Here is a 16,454-nt window from a genome sequence, read left to right as displayed (position 1 = left end):
TTGCGTTACGCGGCGGCCGGTGCTAGCTTCGACGGTGAAACGAAAACGATCGTTTCGATTTGACGCTTGGGCGCCCCACCGCCCTCCACGCCTCCCGAGCCGGCCGCACCGACCGGCGGAAGCGGCGGCCGACCGCGGCGGGAAACCCGGACCGCGCCGCCGCCCACCGGATCCGCCCCGGATCCGCCCCGGATCCGCCCCGGGCGTCGTCGCGCTCTCGGACGACGAGGAGGGTGTCATGCCGACGTCACGAGCCACCCCGGTCCTGCCCACCCACACCGACGTACTGATCGTCGGCTCCGGTCCCGCGGGACTGACACTCGCTGCGAGCCTGCGCCGGCTGGGTGTGGACCACGTTCTGATCGACCGGAATCCCGGTACCCGGTCAGGGAGCAGGGCGGCCGCCGTGCAGCCGGGCGCCCTGGAGTACCTGGACCGCATCGGCGTCACTCCGGAGCTGATCCGGGCCGGGAAACGCGGCCGTGGCTTCCGTCTCCACGACCGCGAGCGCACTCTTCTGCGCGCCCCCTACGACGGGCTGGACACGCCCTACCCCTTCGTCCTGCTGGCCTCCCAGCAGACCACGGAGGAGCAACTGCTGTGCCGTCTCGAGGAATTGGGCGGCAGGGTGTACCGCAGCCACACCTACCTCGGCCACGCCGCCCAGTTCCCCGGTGTCGCCGCCACGGTCGCCGGCCCGGACGGAGTGCTGCGGGCGATCTCGGCCCGCTATCTGGTCGGCTGCGACGGCGTCCACAGCGCGGTGCGTACGACGGCGGGCATCGGGTTCCCCGGCGAGGCACCGGAGGAGCTGTTCGCGCTCGCCGACGTACGCCTGGCCTCCGGAGACGAGAGCCCGTCGGGCGCGGGACCCGGCAACGCGTCGACCACCGGGTACGACGACGCGTCGCGGGACGACACCACGTTCTTCCTGTCCTCCTCCGGGATGCTGCTGCTCTCCCCGCTCGCCGACGACCAGCACCGCATTGTGAGCCCCGCCGCGCCGGACGGCACCGCGCCCGGTGTCGTCGCTGTGCAACGGATGCTGTCCGAGCGGGGGCCGCTGAAGGGCGCGCTCCGGGTGGCGGAGGTCGTGTCCGCCGCGACCTACCGCGTCCAGGAACGGGTGGCCGAGCGCTTCCGCGCGGGCCCGGTCCTCCTGGCCGGAGACGCGGCCCACACCCACAGCCCGGCCGGCGGGCAGGGTATGAACACCGGCATCCAAGACGCGGGCAACCTGGCTTGGAAACTGCACGCCGTGCTCGACATGGCCGCTCCGGAAGCGCTGTTGGACAGCTATCACCAGGAGCGGCACCCGGTCGCGGCCGCACTGGTCGCTTTCACCGGCCAGTTCGCCAGGCTGGCCAACCTGCGTGACACGGCGGCCGGACAGCGCCGCAACGGCCTCCTGGCCGCCGCGGCGACCGCACCCGGCGTCACCGACTGGATCGCCACCAGGCTCGCCCAGCTCGACGTGGACTACACACAGGAGTCCGCCCCGCGGGGCCCCCAGGAGCCGCCCGACGGATCCCCGCGCGTGGGCGAACGGATCTCCCCCCTGACCGTCCCCGCGTCCGGCCTGCGCTGGACCCTGGCCCTGCCCGGCCACGGCGCCTCCTCCGACGGGCGCCCCGCCGACCGGTACGGCAGCGGAACACCGGCCGACGAGGATCCCGCCGACCGGCACGGCCCCCTCGCCGTCCGGTATGTCCCCAGCCTGCCGGCCACGCTGCTCGTCCGCCCCGACGGCTACCTGGCCGCACGCGGAGTCCCGGCCGACCCCGACGACGTACTCGACCGGCTGCGCGAGTACCTGCCGTCGCCCGCCACGCGATGAACCGCCCGTCCACTCAGCCCGAAGGAGACACGGACATGTCCGCACCCACCCCCGCTTCCCCTCCCACCACCACGTCCGCTTCGACTCCCGCCTCCTCGCCCACTCTCGTCCGACGGGTCTCCGTCTTCGACGGCAGCCAACTGCGCCCAGGGCTGGACGTGTTGATCGACGGGCCCGTGATCGCCGCGGTCGGCACCGGCCTGGAGATCCCGGCGGGCGCCACCGTGATCGACGGCACCGGCCGCACGCTGCTGCCCGGCCTGATCGACTCCCACACCCACACGACCGACGTCGCCCAGTTGCGGCAGGCCCTGCTCTTCGGCATCACCACCGAACTCGACATGGGCGGCGCACCCGCGACCGCCCGCCGGGTCCGCGCGGCGGCCGACGAGCGCGACGATCTCGCCGACGTACGGGTCGCCACCACCGGCGCCACCGCTCCGGGCGGCCATCCGGGACAACTGGTCGAGATGGGCATGCTGGAGCCGTTCCCGACGGTCGCCGGGCCGGCGGACGCGGCCGGCTTCGTGGCGGCGCGGGTCGCGGACGGAGCGGACCACCTCAAGATCTTCATCGAGGACGGCACCGCGATCGGCAGGCCCATGCCCGTCATGTCCGCGGAGACGATCACCGCGCTGGTACGGGCCGCGCACGAGCGTGGCCTGCGTACCGTCGCCCACACCCTGACCCGTACGGCGGCACGGCAGGCGATCGACTGCGGCGTCGACGGGCTCGCCCACGCTCCCGCCGACGGCCCCGCCGATCCCGCACTCGTCGAAGCGGCGGCCGAGCAGGGCCTGTTCGTGATGCCCACGCTGACGGCACTGACGGGGATGACCAGTCTTCCGGCGGAGTACGAACTGGCCGACGACCCGAGGCTGCGCCCGTACGCGGATCCGCAGTGGCTCAAGGGCCTGGAGCAGGTACGCGCCGGCGATCCGGGGCAGCGCGTGGGCCCGATCGGGGTGGATTCCCGGCACGCCGCGGACGCAGCCGTACGGATGTTCCGGCTGGGCGTCCCCCTGCTGGCCGGCACGGACGGCACCGGCGGCACGGGGCACCCCACGACCCACGGCATCAGCTACCACGGCGAGTTGGCCCTGCTGGTGGCCGCCGGGCTCACTCCGGCCGAGGCGCTGACGGCTGCCACGGCGGCGCCCGCCGCCGCCTTCGGTCTGGCCGACCGCGGACGCGTCGCCCCGGGACTCCGCGCCGACCTGCTGCTCGTCGACGGCGACCCCACCCGGGACGTCACGGCGCTGCGCTCGGTGGCCACCGTGTGGCGCCGCGGCTCCCGCGTGCGGCGCACCGCACAAGCCGGCACGGACGGCCAGCAATGACCATGAACCTCTCCCCGGTCCCCGCGCACTGCGGCATCCACCACATCAAACTGCCCGTCACCGACCTGGAACGCAGCACCCGGTGGTACGGCGCCGTACTGGGCGCCCGCCGGCTGACCGAGCTGGACCACCGCCGCCCCGACGGCACTCTCTTCGCCGTCATCCTGGACGTTCCCGGTCTCGGCACGCACCTGGAACTGCGCCTGGACCCGGCGACCGCCGTCGCTCTTGACGGATACGACTTCCTCACCCTGACCATCGAGGACCGCGCCGCTCTGGACCGGTGGACGGCGCACCTGGACCGCCTCGGCATCCGCCATTCGCCGCCGATCGTGGGGCTGGTGGGCCGGCTCCTGGTGATCCCCGACCCGGACGGACTGCGGCTGCGTCTGTACACCGCCCGGCCGCACGGGCTGGGCCCCGACGCCGTCGCATACGACTCGCCGTGGCTCAGCACCGGCCCCGCGGCCCCGACTTCCGTCACGGACCGGGAATCCGCCACCCCGCCCCGTACCGACCGATCCGTCTGAGCCGTGGCCCGGCTCGCGGTACGGCCCGGCACGGCCCGGCCCGGCCCCGGCGGTGAACTGCTCATCCCCGGCGCCTGACCGACGGTCACGCTTTCCGGGAAGCGGGACCGCCGAGGGCGGCCAGACCCCCGATCAGGTGCTCCGCGGTGACCGGCGCGACCAGGTGCCGGCCGACCAGAAGGCCGGGCATCAGCGTGACCAACAGCGTCGCGATCTCGTCGGGGTCCGCCTCCGGGGGTACCCGGCCCTCCGTCCGCCACCGGGACGCCAGTTCGGCGACGATCCGGTGCACATCCCGGTAGAACGACCGCGTACGCTCCTCCAGATCCGGCCGGCGCAGCGCCTCGCCCCACGCCTGGATGGCGATCCGTGTCAGGTCGTACCGGGGTTGTGCGGCGCGTTCGCCGATCTCCGCCACCATCGCCGCCAGGACTTCGGACGGCGACGGAGTGGGCTGCTGCTCCAGCAGCCGGCCGAAGAGGTCCCGGAGCAGGGTCAGGGCCTCGTCGGCGGCCGCGTCGATGAGTTCGTCCTTGCTCCGGAAGTACCGGTAGACGGCACTGGAGGACATGCCGGTGGCGGCGATGACGTCGTCCATCGTCGTGGCGTGGAAGCCGTTGCGGGAGAAGCAGCTCCAGGCGCTGGTCAGGACGTGACGGCGCCGCTCTTCTCGGCGCTCTTCACTCAAGCGGGGCATGCCCCCCACTCTAAACGAAAACGATTATTCCCGTTACCGGGGCCGTGGCGCCGGTCAGGGGAAGGTCAGCGTACGGGCGAACAGCGTGACGAGGATCAGGACCAGGGGGAAACAGACCAGGAACATCGCGAAGGTGTAGCCCATGATGTCGCGTGCCTTGAGTCCGAGGATCGTGAGTGTGGGCAGCATCCAGAAGGGTTGCAGCAGGTTGGCACTGGCCTCGCCGAGGTCGTAGACGACGACCACCCAGCCCTGGTTCACGTGGAGTTGGTTGGCCGCGTCCAGGACGTACGGCGCCTCGATGACCCATTTGCTGCCGCCGCTCGGCACGAAGACGCCAAGGACACAGCTGTAGACGGCGATGAAGGCCGGATAGAGGTACTCGTTCGACACCGACACCAGCCAGCCGGCGATGGTCCTGCTCAGTCCGGTGAACGCGATCATCCCGAAGATGCCGCCGTACAGCGGGAATTGGAGCAGTACACCGGAGGCCGCGGGCGCGCCGTCCTTGAAGGCCTGCGCCAGGCGTACGGGACGCCAGTGCAGGATCAGGGCCAGCAGGATGAGGATGAGGTTGACGGTGTTCAGGTCGAGGGCGTTCAGGGCGCCCCCTTCGGCCCTGGCGAAGTGGCGGGCCAGATACCAGACGCCGAGGGCGAACAGGAGGATCGCGAAGACGGGGCTGTACTCGATCCACTCGCCCGGCCTGCCGCGGCCCGGCCGGGCGCGCTCCTCGGCGACTCCGGGGCCCAGCTCGATCCCCAACTGCTCGGCCGTCTTGGCGCGTTGGGGCGACGGCGACAGGAACCACGCCAGGCCGACCGCGACCACGAAGACGATGGCCGTCGCCGCGATGCCCTGCCACAGGAAAATGGTGTCGGTCAGTGGGATCAGCCCGCTGCCCCGGCCCTCCGCGATGACCTTCTGGACGGCCGGCGGACTCGACGCGGCACTGGCCACCTGGAGTGCCGCCGAGCCCGACAGGCCCTGGGCCCAGACCGTGCCGAGGCCGAGGAAGGCCATCGCGCCGAGCGCGCGGTAGTCCACACCCGCGACCCGGCGCGCGATCTCCTTGGCCAGGATCGCCGTGAAGATGAGGCTGAAGGCCCAGTTCAGATACGAGGTCACCATGGCGACGGCCGCGGTGAAGGCGATGGCGCCGCGCGGGGTGCGCGGCACCCGGGCGATGCGGGCGATGAGCCGGCCGACGGGCGGGGACACGGCGACGGCGTACCCCGCAATGATGATCATCGCCATCTGGAGCGTGAAGGTGATCAGGGACCAGAAACCCTGGCCCCAGGCGTCGATGAGGCCGTAACCGCTCGTCGCCGTGGGATCGGCGGGGGCGCCGAACAGCTTCTCGCCGGTGGCCAGTCCGAGGACGAACACCGCGAAGGTACCCACCAGCACAAAACCCAGGGCGTCGGGCAGCCACTTCTCGGTGAAGGCCGTGAAACGCAGCGCCGTCCGCGCCAGCCAGTTGTCCTCACTCCGCGTCAGGTCGGGTTCCTGTCGGGACGCCGTGGCCATGGTCCGCCTTCCTGTCGGGGCATGGGGGAACCTTGACTTCCAGGTGTGTGCGGGTGCCGAGGATCCTGGGCCGTCCGGGGCCGAAAAGCAAGACCCGCGACGGGGCGCGCCGAGGCGGCCGATGCGTTCGCGCCTACAGCAGCGAGTAACTATCTCTGCGCGGACTGTGGACTGAACAACATCACCATGCAACTCTTCGACAACTGAGCGCAAAAAACAGACCCTCAGGCTCTCGCGCACCTTCGCACCTTTTCCTCATCGACTCCCTATCGACGGGACGCCGCTCAGGGGCAGGAGACGCATGTCCAGACATCGCTGGAGAGGCCGTTTGCTGGCCGCTCTGCTGACCACCGCACTGGCTCTCATAGGACTTCCGGCACTGACCGCGACCGCGGCCGGCGGTCCGAACCTCGCCGCGGGCAAGACCGCCACGGCGAGCAGCTCCAAGCCGGACTACGGCGCACCGAACATCACCGACGGCAACTCCGGTACGTACTGGGAGAGTTCGGGATCGAACTTCCCCCAGTGGGTGCAGGCCGACCTCGGCACGTCGGCCCGCGTGGACGAGGTGGTGCTGAAGCTCCCGGGCGCCTGGGAGAGCAGGAACCAGACCCTCGCCGTGCAGGGCAGCGCCGACGGCACGAGCTTCGACACCCTCAAGTCCTCGGCGGCGTACGCCTTCACGCCGAGCGCGGGCAACACGGTGACCATCTCGTTCCCGGCCACCCAGACCCGCTATGTCCGCGTCAACATCACCGCGAACACCGGCTGGGCCGCCGCGCAGCTCTCCGAGCTGGAAGTGCATGGCGCGACCGACTCCTCCGGGAATCTGGCCGCCGGCAAACAGTTCTCGGCGAGCAGCTCCACCCAGACGTACGTCGCCGCGAACGCGGGTGACGGCAACCGCGCCAGCTACTGGGAGAGCAAGAATGACGCGCTCCCGCAGTGGGTCCAGGTCGACCTCGGGTCCTCCGTGCGCGTCGACCGGGTGGTACTGCGTCTGCCGACGAACTGGGGCGCGCGGACGCAGACCCTCACGCTCCAGGGCAGCACGAACGGTTCCGACTTCAGCGACATCACCGCCTCGAAGGCCTACGACTTCAACGCGGCGAACGACCAGTCGCAGACGCTGACCTTCAACGCCACCACCACGCGGTACGTGCGCGTACTGGTGAGCGCCAACACCGGCCAGCCGGCGGGTCAGCTGTCGGAGTTGGAGGTGTACGGGCCCACCACGGGTGACACCGAGGCCCCGACCGCGCCCACCAACCTCGCCTACACGGAACCCGCCACCGGTCAGATCAAGCTGACCTGGACGGCCGCCACGGACAACGTGAAGGTCACCGGCTACGACATCTACGCCAACGGGGAGCTGCGGACCTCCGTCGACGGTGCCGTGACCACGTACACCGACACCCAGCCCGCGTCGGCGACCGTCGCCTACTACGTGCGGGCCAAGGACGCGGCGGGCAACCAGTCCGCCAACAGCAACACCGTCACCCGCAAGGGCGACGGGGGCGACACCCAGGCCCCGACCGCACCCGCCAACCTGGCCTTCACCGAGGCCACCAGCGGTCAGGTCAAGCTCACCTGGCAGGCGTCGACGGACAACGTCAAGGTCACCGGCTACGACGTGTACGCCAACGGCACCCTGCGCCAGAGTGTCGCCGGTGACGTCACGACGTACACCGACAGCCAGCCCACCTCGGCGACGGTGACGTACTACGTGCGGGCCAAGGACGCGGCGGGCAACGTGTCCGCGAACAGCAACTCCGTCACACGCACGGGCTCCACGAGTGACGACGCGAACCTGGCCGTCGGCAAGCCGATCACGGCGTCGTCGACGGTCTACACGTTCGTCGCGGAGAACGCGAACGACGACAAGACCAGCACCTACTGGGAGGGCGGCGGAGGCAGCTATCCGAACAGCCTGACCGTCAAGCTCGGCGCCAACGCCGACGTCAACACCGTGGTGCTGAAGCTGAATCCGGACGCCTCCTGGTCCACCCGGACCCAGAAGATCCAGGTTCTCGGCCGGGAGCAGAAGGCGACATCGTTCACCAGCCTGGTCGACGCGAAGGACTACACGTTCGACCCGGCGAGCGGGAACACGGTGCGGATCGCCGTCTCGGGCCGGATCGCGGACGTCCAGCTGGTGTTCACCGCCAACTCGGGGGCGCCCGCCGGTCAGGTCGCCGAGTTCCAGGTGCTGGGCAAGCCCGCCCCGAACCCGGACCTCCAGGTCAGCGGCATCACCTCGGCGCCGGCGAGCCCCGTCGAGTCCGACGCCGTGAAGCTGACCGCGACCGTGCGCAACACGGGCACGGACGCCTCGGACGCCACCGACGTCGAGTTCCAGCTCGGCGGCAAGAAGGTGGGCACCGCCTCCGTCGGCGCCCTCGCGGCCGGTGCCTCGGCGACGGTCACCGCCGACGTCGGCACCCACGACGCCGGGACCTACCAGGTGAGCGCCCTCGTCGACCCGAGCAACAAGGTCATCGAGCAGAACGAGGGAAACAACTCCTACACCAGCCCGACCTCCCTCGTCATCAAGCCCGTTTCCAGCTCGGACCTGGTGGCCGCACCGGTCGGCTGGTCGCCCAGCGCGCCCGCCGAGGGCGACACGGTCACCTTCTCCGTCACCCTCAAGAACCAGGGCACGGTGGCCACCGCGGGCGGCAGCCACGGCATCACCCTCACCGTGCTCGACTCCTCGGGTGCGACGGTGAAGACGCTCACGGGCGCCTACAACGGCGCGATCGCGGCGGGTGACACCGCCTCCCCGGTGAACCTCGGCACATGGACCGCGGGCAAGGGCAAGTTCACCGTGAAGACGGTGATCGACCCCGACGCCAACGAACTGGCGGTCAAGCGCGACAACAACACCAGCAGTCTGCCGCTGTTCGTCGGCCGCGGCGCCAACATGCCGTACGACATGTACGAGGCCGAGGACGGCACCGTGGGCGGCGGCGCGCAGACCGTCGGGCCCAACCGCACCGTCGGCGACATCGCCGGCGAGGCCTCCGGCCGCAAGGCGGTGACGCTCAACAGCACCGGCAACTACGTGGAATGGACCACCAAGGCCAGCACCAACACCCTGGTGACCCGCTTCTCCATCCCGGACTCCGCGGGCGGCGGCGGGACGAACTCCACGCTGAACATCTACGTCGACGGCAAGTTCCTCAAGGCCATCGACCTGACGTCCAAGTACGCCTGGCTGTACGGGGCGGAGACCGGTCCTGGCAACTCGCCGGGCTCGGGCTCACCACGGCACATCTACGACGAGGCGAACGTGATGCTCGGCCAGACCGTCCCGTCCGGCAGCAAGATCCGCCTCCAGAAGGACGCCGCCAACGACTCCAAGTACGCGATCGACTTCGTGAGCCTGGAGCAGGTGTCGGCCGTCCCCAACCCGGATCCGGCGACGTACACGGTGCCGGCCGGATTCTCGCAGCAGGACGTGCAGAACGCGCTCGACAAGGTGCGCATGGACACGACGGGCAAGCTCGTCGGGGTCTACCTGCCGGCCGGTGACTACGAGACGTCGAGCAAGTTCCAGGTGTACGGCAAGGCCGTCAAGGTGGTCGGCGCCGGACCCTGGTACACGCGGTTCCACGCGCCGTCCTCGCAGGAGAACACCGACATCGGCTTCCGGGCCGAGGCCAGTGCCAAGGGGTCGTCGTTCACGAACTTCTCGTACTTCGGCAACTACACCTCGCGCATCGACGGGCCGGGCAAGGTGTTCGACTTCTCCAACGTCTCCGACATCACCATCGACAACATCTGGAACGAGCACATGGTGTGCCTCTACTGGGGCGCCAACACCGACAGCATCACCATCAAGAACTCGCGGATCCGCGACATGTTCGCCGACGGCATCAACATGACCAACGGCAGCACGGACAACCACGTCGTCAACAACGAGGCGCGGGCGACCGGCGACGACAGCTTCGCGCTGTTCTCCGCGATCGACGCGGGCGGGGCCGACGAGAAGAACAACGTCTACGAGAACCTCACGTCGCTCCTGACGTGGCGCGCGGCGGGTATCGCCGTCTACGGCGGCTACAACAACACCTTCCGCAACATCCACATCGCCGACACCCTCGTCTACTCGGGCATCACCGTCAGTTCGCTGGACTTCGGCTACCCGATGAACGGCTTCGGCACGGATCCGACGACCCTGGAGAACATCTCGATCGTTCGCGCGGGCGGTCACTTCTGGGGTGGGCAGACCTTCCCCGGCATCTGGATGTTCTCCGCCTCGAAGGTCTTCCAGGGGATCCGCGTCAACAACGTCGACATCGTCGATCCGACGTACAGCGGCATCATGTTCCAGACCAACTACGTGGGAGGACAGCCACAGTTCCCGATCAAGGACACCATCCTCACGGACGTGACGATCTCCGGGGCGCACAAGAGTGGCGACGCGTACGACGCGAAGTCCGGCTTCGGTCTGTGGGCCAACGAGATGCCGGAGGCGGGACAGGGTCCCGCGGTCGGTGAAGTCACCTTCCACAACCTGAAGTTGAGCGACAACGCACAGGACGTGAAGAACACGACGTCCACCTTCAAGATCAACCTGCTGCCCTAGCGCATCGCGCGCTCTGAGGCATCGGCAGGCTTGGGTGGCGGGGGCTTCGGCGCCCGTCACCCAGGCTTGTCGGCAGAGCCGGGCAGCTCGGCGGACGGACCGGACCGCCCGGCTCGGCACGGTGGACGAGCGGATCAGACCCGCGCCACCGCTGACGGCCGGCCTCTCGGACGATCCACGGCTGGACCGGCCCCCCGGCCGGCCCTCGGCCGGGGAGTCAGGCGCCCAGCATCTCGCGCACCAGCGGTGCCACCTTCGTGCCGTACAGCTCGATGTTGGTCATGAGCGCGTGGTGGGGCATTCCGGTGATCCCGTATTTGAGGTCGAAGCGGGTCGCGTCGAGGCTCTTGAGCGTTTCCGTGATCTTCCGGGCCACGGTTTCGGGGGATCCCACGTGCAGCGCGCCGCCGGGGCCGACATCGCGCATGAGGCTCTCCCGGGTGGGGGTGCGGAAGCCCCGCTGCCGGGACACGCCGCGGATCACGTCTTCGAACGCTGGCAGGAACTCCTCCAACGCCTGCTCGTCGGTGGCGGCGACATGCCCGGGCGCGTGGACGCCGACGGGCCGCCGGGGGTGTCCGAACTGGTGCAGCGCCTGCTGGAACAGCTGGGAGAAGGGCGCGAAACGGGCGATGTCGCCCCCGATGATCGCCAGCATCAGCGAGAACCCGTAGCGGGCGGTCCGCACGACCGACTGCGGGCTGCCACCGACGCCGATCCAGGTCGGTATCGATCCCGTCTCGCTGTGCGGGTAGACGGAGACGCCGTCGAGGGAGGGGCGGGTGTCGCCGGACCAGGTGACCGGCTTTTCCTTGAGCAGTTCGGCGAAAAGCTCGACCTTCTCCTCGAAGAGCTGCTCGTAGTCGTTCAGGTCATAGCCGAACAGCGGGAAGGACTCGGTGCTCGATCCCCTCCCGAGGATCACCTCGGCCCGGCCGCCGGACACGGCGTCGAGGGTGGCATAGCGCTGGAAGACACGGACGGGATCGTCGGAGCTGATCACCGTCACCGCCGAGCCGAGCCGGATGTGCGAGGTCTGCGAGGCGATGGCCGCGAGGACGACGTCGGCGGCCGACAGCGGCATCGAGTCGGTGTGGTGCTCGCCGATGCCGAAGTGGTCCACACCGACCCGGTCGGCGAGGACGCCCTCCTCGACCAGCCGGCGGATGGCCTGACCGTGCGACAACGGCTTGCCCTCGGCGTCGTTCGTCACGTCCCCGAACGTGTCGAGGCCGAGCGAGACGGCGGCACCGCTGGTGGGCTCGAGCGAAGGACGGTTCATCTCGTACTCCTTGGATCGCCGGCCGCGTCACGTCGCGACGCGGCGCAGTACGTCGACCAGCCGGGTCAGATCGGCACCGTCCACGTGGTCGAGGACGTGGTGCCGGACACTGGCCAGATGGGCGGGCCACGCCTCCTCCAGCCGGGCGAGGCCCATGTCGGTGAGGACGGCGTTCCACCCGCGGGCGTCCTCGTCACACCTGCTCCGCTCGACCAGTCCCCGCTTCTCCAGGCGGGTGACGATGCGGGTCATCCCACTCAGCGAGAGGTTGGAGACATTGGCGAGTTCACTCATGCGCATACGCCGGTGCGGGGCCTCCGACAGATGCATGAGGGTCGTGTACTCGGAGAGCGGCAGGTGCTGCTCACGCATCATGTCGGCGTCGATCACGCGCGGCAGCACGAGCATCACCCGGCCGAGCTCGCGCACCAGCGCCTCCTCGTCCGCGCTCATGGGCTGAAGTGACTTCTCGGTGCTGGACATGCGCCCACCTTACTTGCTTGACGAAGCAAGGACAAAATGGGTTACTTGACGTGGCAAGTAATTCCTGAGGGAACGGCTTGCGACCTGAAGATCACCACGACCGGCTACGGAGACACATCATGACCAGGATAGGAATCATCCTCGGCAGCACCCGCCCCGGACGCAACGGTGAGGCCGTCGCGCGTTGGGTGCACGAGGTCGCCGCGCAGCGCACGGACGCCGAGTTCGAGCTCATCGACCTGCTCGACTACAAGCTCCCCCACCTCGACGAGGCGTACCCGCCGTCATTGGGCCAGTACTCGCAACCGCACACCCTGAACTGGGCTGCCAAGATCGCCTCGTTCGACGGCTTCGTGATGGTGACACCGGAGTACAACCACTCCACCTCCGGTGCGCTGAAGAACGCCATCGACTTCCTCTACGCGGAGTGGAACAACAAGGCCGTCGGGTTCGTGAGCTACGGCTCGGCCGGTGGCACCCGCGCCGTGGAGCACCTGCGCCTCATCGCGGGCGAACTCCAGATGGCCGACGTCCGCTCCCAGGTCGCCCTGTCCCTGTTCACCGACTTCGAGAACTTCAGCGTCTTCAAGCCCAGCGACTTCCAGCGCGAGGCACTCACCACCACGCTGGACCAGGTCGTGGCGTGGAGCGGGGCGCTGGCACCCCTGCGTGCCGCCTGACGCGCCTCACCTCACGCACCGACGCGCCTCACCTCACGCACCGACACGCCTCACCTCACGCACCGACACGCCTCACCTCACGCACTGACGCGCCTCACCTCCAGCCAGACCGCGTCGACGCCGGGCAGGACGACCTCGTCCCAGGCTGCCGCGGGCACCTCGCCCCAGGTGACCGGACGGCCGTAGCGGTGCCTCAACTCCCGTAGCCGGAGCGAATTGTTGATCTCGTGGATCACCGGCCGGCCGGGCCACGCGGTCACGCGGTCACGACAGCGGCCTTCCCCCGGGCTGGGGCGTCGCGGACTCGACGGCGATGGGCCTCCCCAGGGGGGCCCTGCGTGACAGTGAGGCGCCGGTCATCCTGCCCTGGGGCGCACTCCATCCGGCACACTCACCGTATGAAGATTCCGGAGTTCGTGGAAACCCTGGACAGGGAGGGCCGGCTACTGGCGGCCGCGGCCGAGGAGGCCGGGTCAGGCGCCAAAGTGCCGACGTGCCCCGGCTGGCAGGTGCGGGACGTCGTGCGGCACACGGGCATGGTGCACCGGTGGGCCGCCGCCTTCGTCACCGAGAAGTACACCTCGTACCACCCCGACAGCGGTCTGCCCGATCTCGACGGCGCCGAACTGCTGGCCTGGTTCCGGGACGGCCACCGGCGGCTCGTCGACACGCTGGCCGACGCCTCGCCGGAGGTGGAGTGCTGGAGTTTCCTCCCCGCCCCCTCCCCGCTCGCCTTCTGGGCGCGGCGGCAGGCCCACGAGACGACCGTGCACCGGGTCGACGCCGAGTCGGCGCTCGGCGCCGAACCGACCGCTGTGGCCACGGACTTCGCCGTGGACGGGATCGACGAGCTGCTGCACGGCTTCCACGCGCGCCCGAAGAGCAGGCTGCGGACGGAGGACCCAAGCGTCCTGCGGGTGCGGACCACGGATACGGACGCGGTGTGGACCGTACGGCTGTCGTCGCAGCCGCCCGTCACCGAACGGGAAGTGCCACGCGAGGGACCACGCAACGGGCGGAACGAGTGGGCAGAGGCGCACTGCGAACTCGCCGGACCGGCCGCGCGGCTCTACCTCGCGCTGTGGAACCGCGTGCCGTTCCCGACCGTGACGGGTGACGCCTCGCTGGCCGCGCTGTGGCGGGAGAACGCCGGGGTGACCTGGAGCTGAGCGGAACCGGGAGCGGAAAGCCGCTGAGCCGAGGCCCCGGGGTGGGTGTCGCCCCGGGGCGGACGTCGTCGAGCCGTCGTCCGGCCACGGCCGCGAGGCGCTGCGCGAGGGGGAGCCCGAGCGGACCGAGCCCGGTTATTCGGACGCCGACGCGGCGTCGCCCGCCAGCATCCGCGTCAGCACCGCGCGCTGCACGGGCAGCACCGCGCCGTGCAGCTCGCGCCCCTTCGGCGTGAGGCACACCCGTACGCCCCGCCGGTCCTCCGCGCACATCCCGCGCGTGACGAGACCGTCCTTCTCCAGGCGACCGATCAGCCGGGACAGCGCGCTCTGGCTCAGATGCACGCGCTCGGAGATCTCCTGGACGCGGTACGAGGGATCGCCGTCCGACGCGGAGCCCTCGGCCAGCACGTCCAGCACCTCGAAGTCACTGGCGCCGAGGCCGTGTCGGTGCAGCTCGCGGTCGAGCTCGCAGAGGGTGCGCGCATGCACCGCGAGGATGTCGCGCCACTGGTTCACGAGCCCTTGCTCGGCCTTCTTCGCCGCCATGGGCGCACCGTAGCAAAGAATCGGCTTTGTTGCATCGGAATTAAATGCATTTGCATTGAATGCATGCGCATGTAGTCTCTCGGGTCATGACCTCTCCGCTCACCCACCCCGCGTCCCAGGGACGCTGGACCCCTCGGCTGTGGGGCACCCTGCTGGTGCTCTGCGCCGCGATGTTCCTCGACGCGCTGGATGTGTCGATGGTCGGCGTCGCCCTGCCGTCCATCGGCTCCGAACTCGATCTCTCCACCTCGACGCTCCAATGGATCGTCAGCGGCTACATTCTGGGATACGGCGGACTGCTCCTCCTCGGCGGACGCACCGCAGACCTGCTGGGCCGCCGCCAGGTCTTCCTGGTGGCCCTGGGCGTCTTCGCACTCGCCTCGCTGCTCGGCGGGCTCGTCGACTCGGGCCCGCTGCTGATCGCCAGCCGCTTCATCAAGGGCCTCAGCGCCGCGTTCACCGCGCCCGCGGGCCTGTCGATCATCACCACTACCTTCGCCGAGGGCCCGCTGCGCAACCGGGCGCTCTCGATCTACACCACCTGCGCGGCCACCGGTTTCTCGATGGGCCTCGTGCTGTCCGGCCTGCTCACCGAGGCGAGTTGGCGGCTGACCATGCTGCTGCCCGCGCCCATCGCGGTCCTCGCGCTGCTCGCGGGTCTGCGGCTCATCCCGCGCAGCGAGCGCGAGAAGGACCACCGCGGTTACGACATCCCGGGCGCCGTCCTCGGTACCGCCTCGATGCTGCTGCTCGTCTTCACCGTCGTCCAGGCACCCGAGGTCGGCTGGGGCTCGGCCCGCACCCTGCTCTCCTTCCTCGCCGTCGCCGTACTCCTCACCGTCTTCGTGGCCGTCGAGCGACGCAGCCCGAGCCCGCTGATCCGGCTGGGAGTGCTGCGCTCCGGCAGCCAGATCCGGGCCCAGCTCGGGGCGATGGCGTTCTTCGGCTCGTACGTCGGATTCCAGTTCCTGGTGACGCTGTACATGCAGTCGCTGCTGGGCTGGTCGGCCCTGCACACCGCACTCGCCTTCCTGCCGGCGGGCGCACTGGTCGCGCTCTCCTCCACCAAGGTGGGGGCCGTGGTGGACCGGTTCGGGACCCCGCGGCTCATCGCGGTGGGCTTCGCGCTGATGGTCGTCGGGTACGCGCTCTTCCTGCGCGTCGACCTCGACCCGGTGTACGCGGCGGTCATCCTGCCGACCATGCTGCTGATCGGCGCGGCCTGCGCGCTGGTCTTCCCCTCGCTCAACATCCAGGCCACCAACGGCGTGGACGACCATGAGCAGGGCATGGTGTCCGGTCTGCTCAACACCTCGGTCCAGGTCGGCGGCGCGATCTTCCTGGCCGTCGTGACGGCGGTCGTGACCGCGAACTCCTCCGAGGGCTCCTCACCCCAGGCCGTCCTCGACAGCTACCGGCCAGGCCTGATCGTGGTGACGTGCATCGCCCTCGCGGGTCTGCTGATCACGCTCCCGGGTCTGCGGACACGACGTACGCAGCAGTCCGTAGTCGTCGCCAAGTCCCTCCAGGGGCACCGGGAGGGCCAGGAAGTCCAGGAGGTCCGGCAGGGCCAGCAGGGCCAGGCGGAGGAGACGGCGGCGGAGCGCGTGGCGGTCCGCGACTAGACCTTCTCCCGTGGGCCGAAGTCCGGCGGCGACACCGTCCAGGACACCCGTCGCAACGCCCCGCGGTCCTGATGACAGCGGCCGCGAGGCGGATCCGGCCAGGCCGCACAGTGGCGGCGGTCCCGTCGTAGCGAACGACGG

General features: G+C 70.0%; 13 protein-coding genes. 7 read left to right on the top strand and 6 right to left on the bottom strand.

Going from position 1 to position 16,454, the window contains the following annotated elements; all coding sequences use genetic code 11:
* The first annotated feature begins 238 nt into the window (after window positions 1-238).
* The 3 genes from ACFVXA_RS00065 to ACFVXA_RS00055 are packed head-to-tail and all read left to right on the top strand — an operon-like array spanning window position 239 to window position 3,707.
* Window positions 239-1,837 (top strand): FAD-dependent monooxygenase, encoded by a 1,599-nt coding sequence (locus ACFVXA_RS00065; RefSeq protein WP_390023159.1) that lies wholly within the window; start codon window positions 239-241, stop codon window positions 1,835-1,837.
* A gap of 35 nt (window positions 1,838-1,872) precedes the next feature.
* On the top strand, window positions 1,873-3,177 hold the full coding sequence (locus ACFVXA_RS00060) for an amidohydrolase family protein (protein ID WP_390023156.1): 1,305 nt from the start codon (window positions 1,873-1,875) through the stop codon (window positions 3,175-3,177).
* Window positions 3,174-3,707 carry a VOC family protein gene (locus ACFVXA_RS00055; RefSeq protein ID WP_383735510.1) on the top strand — a complete coding sequence of 178 codons (534 nt, stop codon included), beginning with the start codon at window positions 3,174-3,176 and terminating at the stop codon, window positions 3,705-3,707. Before ACFVXA_RS00060 ends, ACFVXA_RS00055 begins: the two co-directional genes overlap by 4 nt.
* An 85-nt stretch (window positions 3,708-3,792) precedes the next feature.
* On the opposite strand, the gene ACFVXA_RS00050 is transcribed toward ACFVXA_RS00055, so the two are convergent.
* Window positions 3,793-4,404 (bottom strand): TetR/AcrR family transcriptional regulator, encoded by a 612-nt coding sequence (locus ACFVXA_RS00050; protein ID WP_390023152.1) that lies wholly within the window; start codon window positions 4,402-4,404, stop codon window positions 3,793-3,795.
* Window positions 4,405-4,458: 54 nt separating this feature from the next.
* Window positions 4,459-5,934, bottom strand: a complete 1,476-nt coding sequence (locus ACFVXA_RS00045) for a TIGR00366 family protein (RefSeq protein ID WP_362015614.1) — start codon at window positions 5,932-5,934, stop codon at window positions 4,459-4,461.
* A 301-nt stretch (window positions 5,935-6,235) separates the two neighbouring features.
* On the opposite strand from ACFVXA_RS00045, the gene ACFVXA_RS00040 reads away from it, so the two are divergent.
* The gene (locus ACFVXA_RS00040) at window positions 6,236-10,525 is read left to right on the top strand and encodes a discoidin domain-containing protein (RefSeq protein WP_390023150.1); all 4,290 of its coding nucleotides are present in this window, start codon (window positions 6,236-6,238) and stop codon (window positions 10,523-10,525) included.
* A gap of 217 nt (window positions 10,526-10,742) precedes the next feature.
* On the opposite strand, the gene ACFVXA_RS00035 is transcribed toward ACFVXA_RS00040, so the two are convergent.
* Together ACFVXA_RS00035 and ACFVXA_RS00030 are read right to left on the bottom strand one after the other, a co-directional pair.
* Window positions 10,743-11,807, bottom strand: coding sequence for an LLM class flavin-dependent oxidoreductase (locus ACFVXA_RS00035; RefSeq protein WP_390023148.1), 1,065 nt, complete (start codon window positions 11,805-11,807; stop codon window positions 10,743-10,745).
* Between the two features lie 27 nt (window positions 11,808-11,834).
* Window positions 11,835-12,290, bottom strand: a complete 456-nt coding sequence (locus ACFVXA_RS00030; protein ID WP_362015607.1) for a MarR family transcriptional regulator — start codon at window positions 12,288-12,290, stop codon at window positions 11,835-11,837.
* Window positions 12,291-12,409: 119 nt separating this feature from the next.
* On the opposite strand from ACFVXA_RS00030, the gene ACFVXA_RS00025 reads away from it, so the two are divergent.
* Window positions 12,410-12,970 carry an NAD(P)H-dependent oxidoreductase gene (locus tag ACFVXA_RS00025; protein ID WP_362015604.1) on the top strand — a complete coding sequence of 187 codons (561 nt, stop codon included), beginning with the start codon at window positions 12,410-12,412 and terminating at the stop codon, window positions 12,968-12,970.
* A 77-nt stretch (window positions 12,971-13,047) separates the two neighbouring features.
* Here the strand turns inward: ACFVXA_RS00025 and ACFVXA_RS00020 are convergent, their stop codons facing one another.
* Complete coding sequence (locus ACFVXA_RS00020) at window positions 13,048-13,230, bottom strand: hypothetical protein (protein WP_390023146.1); 183 nt, start codon at window positions 13,228-13,230, stop codon at window positions 13,048-13,050.
* Window positions 13,231-13,368: 138 nt separating this feature from the next.
* Between ACFVXA_RS00020 and ACFVXA_RS00015 the strand changes: the two genes are divergently transcribed.
* Complete coding sequence (locus ACFVXA_RS00015; RefSeq protein ID WP_390023144.1) at window positions 13,369-14,139, top strand: maleylpyruvate isomerase family mycothiol-dependent enzyme; 771 nt, start codon at window positions 13,369-13,371, stop codon at window positions 14,137-14,139.
* A 135-nt stretch (window positions 14,140-14,274) separates the two neighbouring features.
* On the opposite strand, the gene ACFVXA_RS00010 is transcribed toward ACFVXA_RS00015, so the two are convergent.
* Complete coding sequence (locus ACFVXA_RS00010; RefSeq protein ID WP_362015596.1) at window positions 14,275-14,688, bottom strand: MarR family transcriptional regulator; 414 nt, start codon at window positions 14,686-14,688, stop codon at window positions 14,275-14,277.
* A gap of 86 nt (window positions 14,689-14,774) precedes the next feature.
* Here ACFVXA_RS00010 and ACFVXA_RS00005 point away from each other — a divergent pair, with 86 nt between their 5' ends.
* Window positions 14,775-16,313, top strand: a complete 1,539-nt coding sequence (locus tag ACFVXA_RS00005) for an MFS transporter (protein ID WP_362015593.1) — start codon at window positions 14,775-14,777, stop codon at window positions 16,311-16,313.
* Window positions 16,314-16,454: the final 141 nt, after the last annotated feature.

Origin of the sequence: Streptomyces sp. NPDC058246 (genome assembly GCF_042881985.1) — a bacterium.
In the GTDB taxonomy this organism is placed as follows: domain Bacteria; phylum Actinomycetota; class Actinomycetes; order Streptomycetales; family Streptomycetaceae; genus Streptomyces.
The sequence above is the reverse complement of the archived record's forward strand: the minus strand, read 5'-3'. Positions and strand labels throughout refer to the sequence as shown.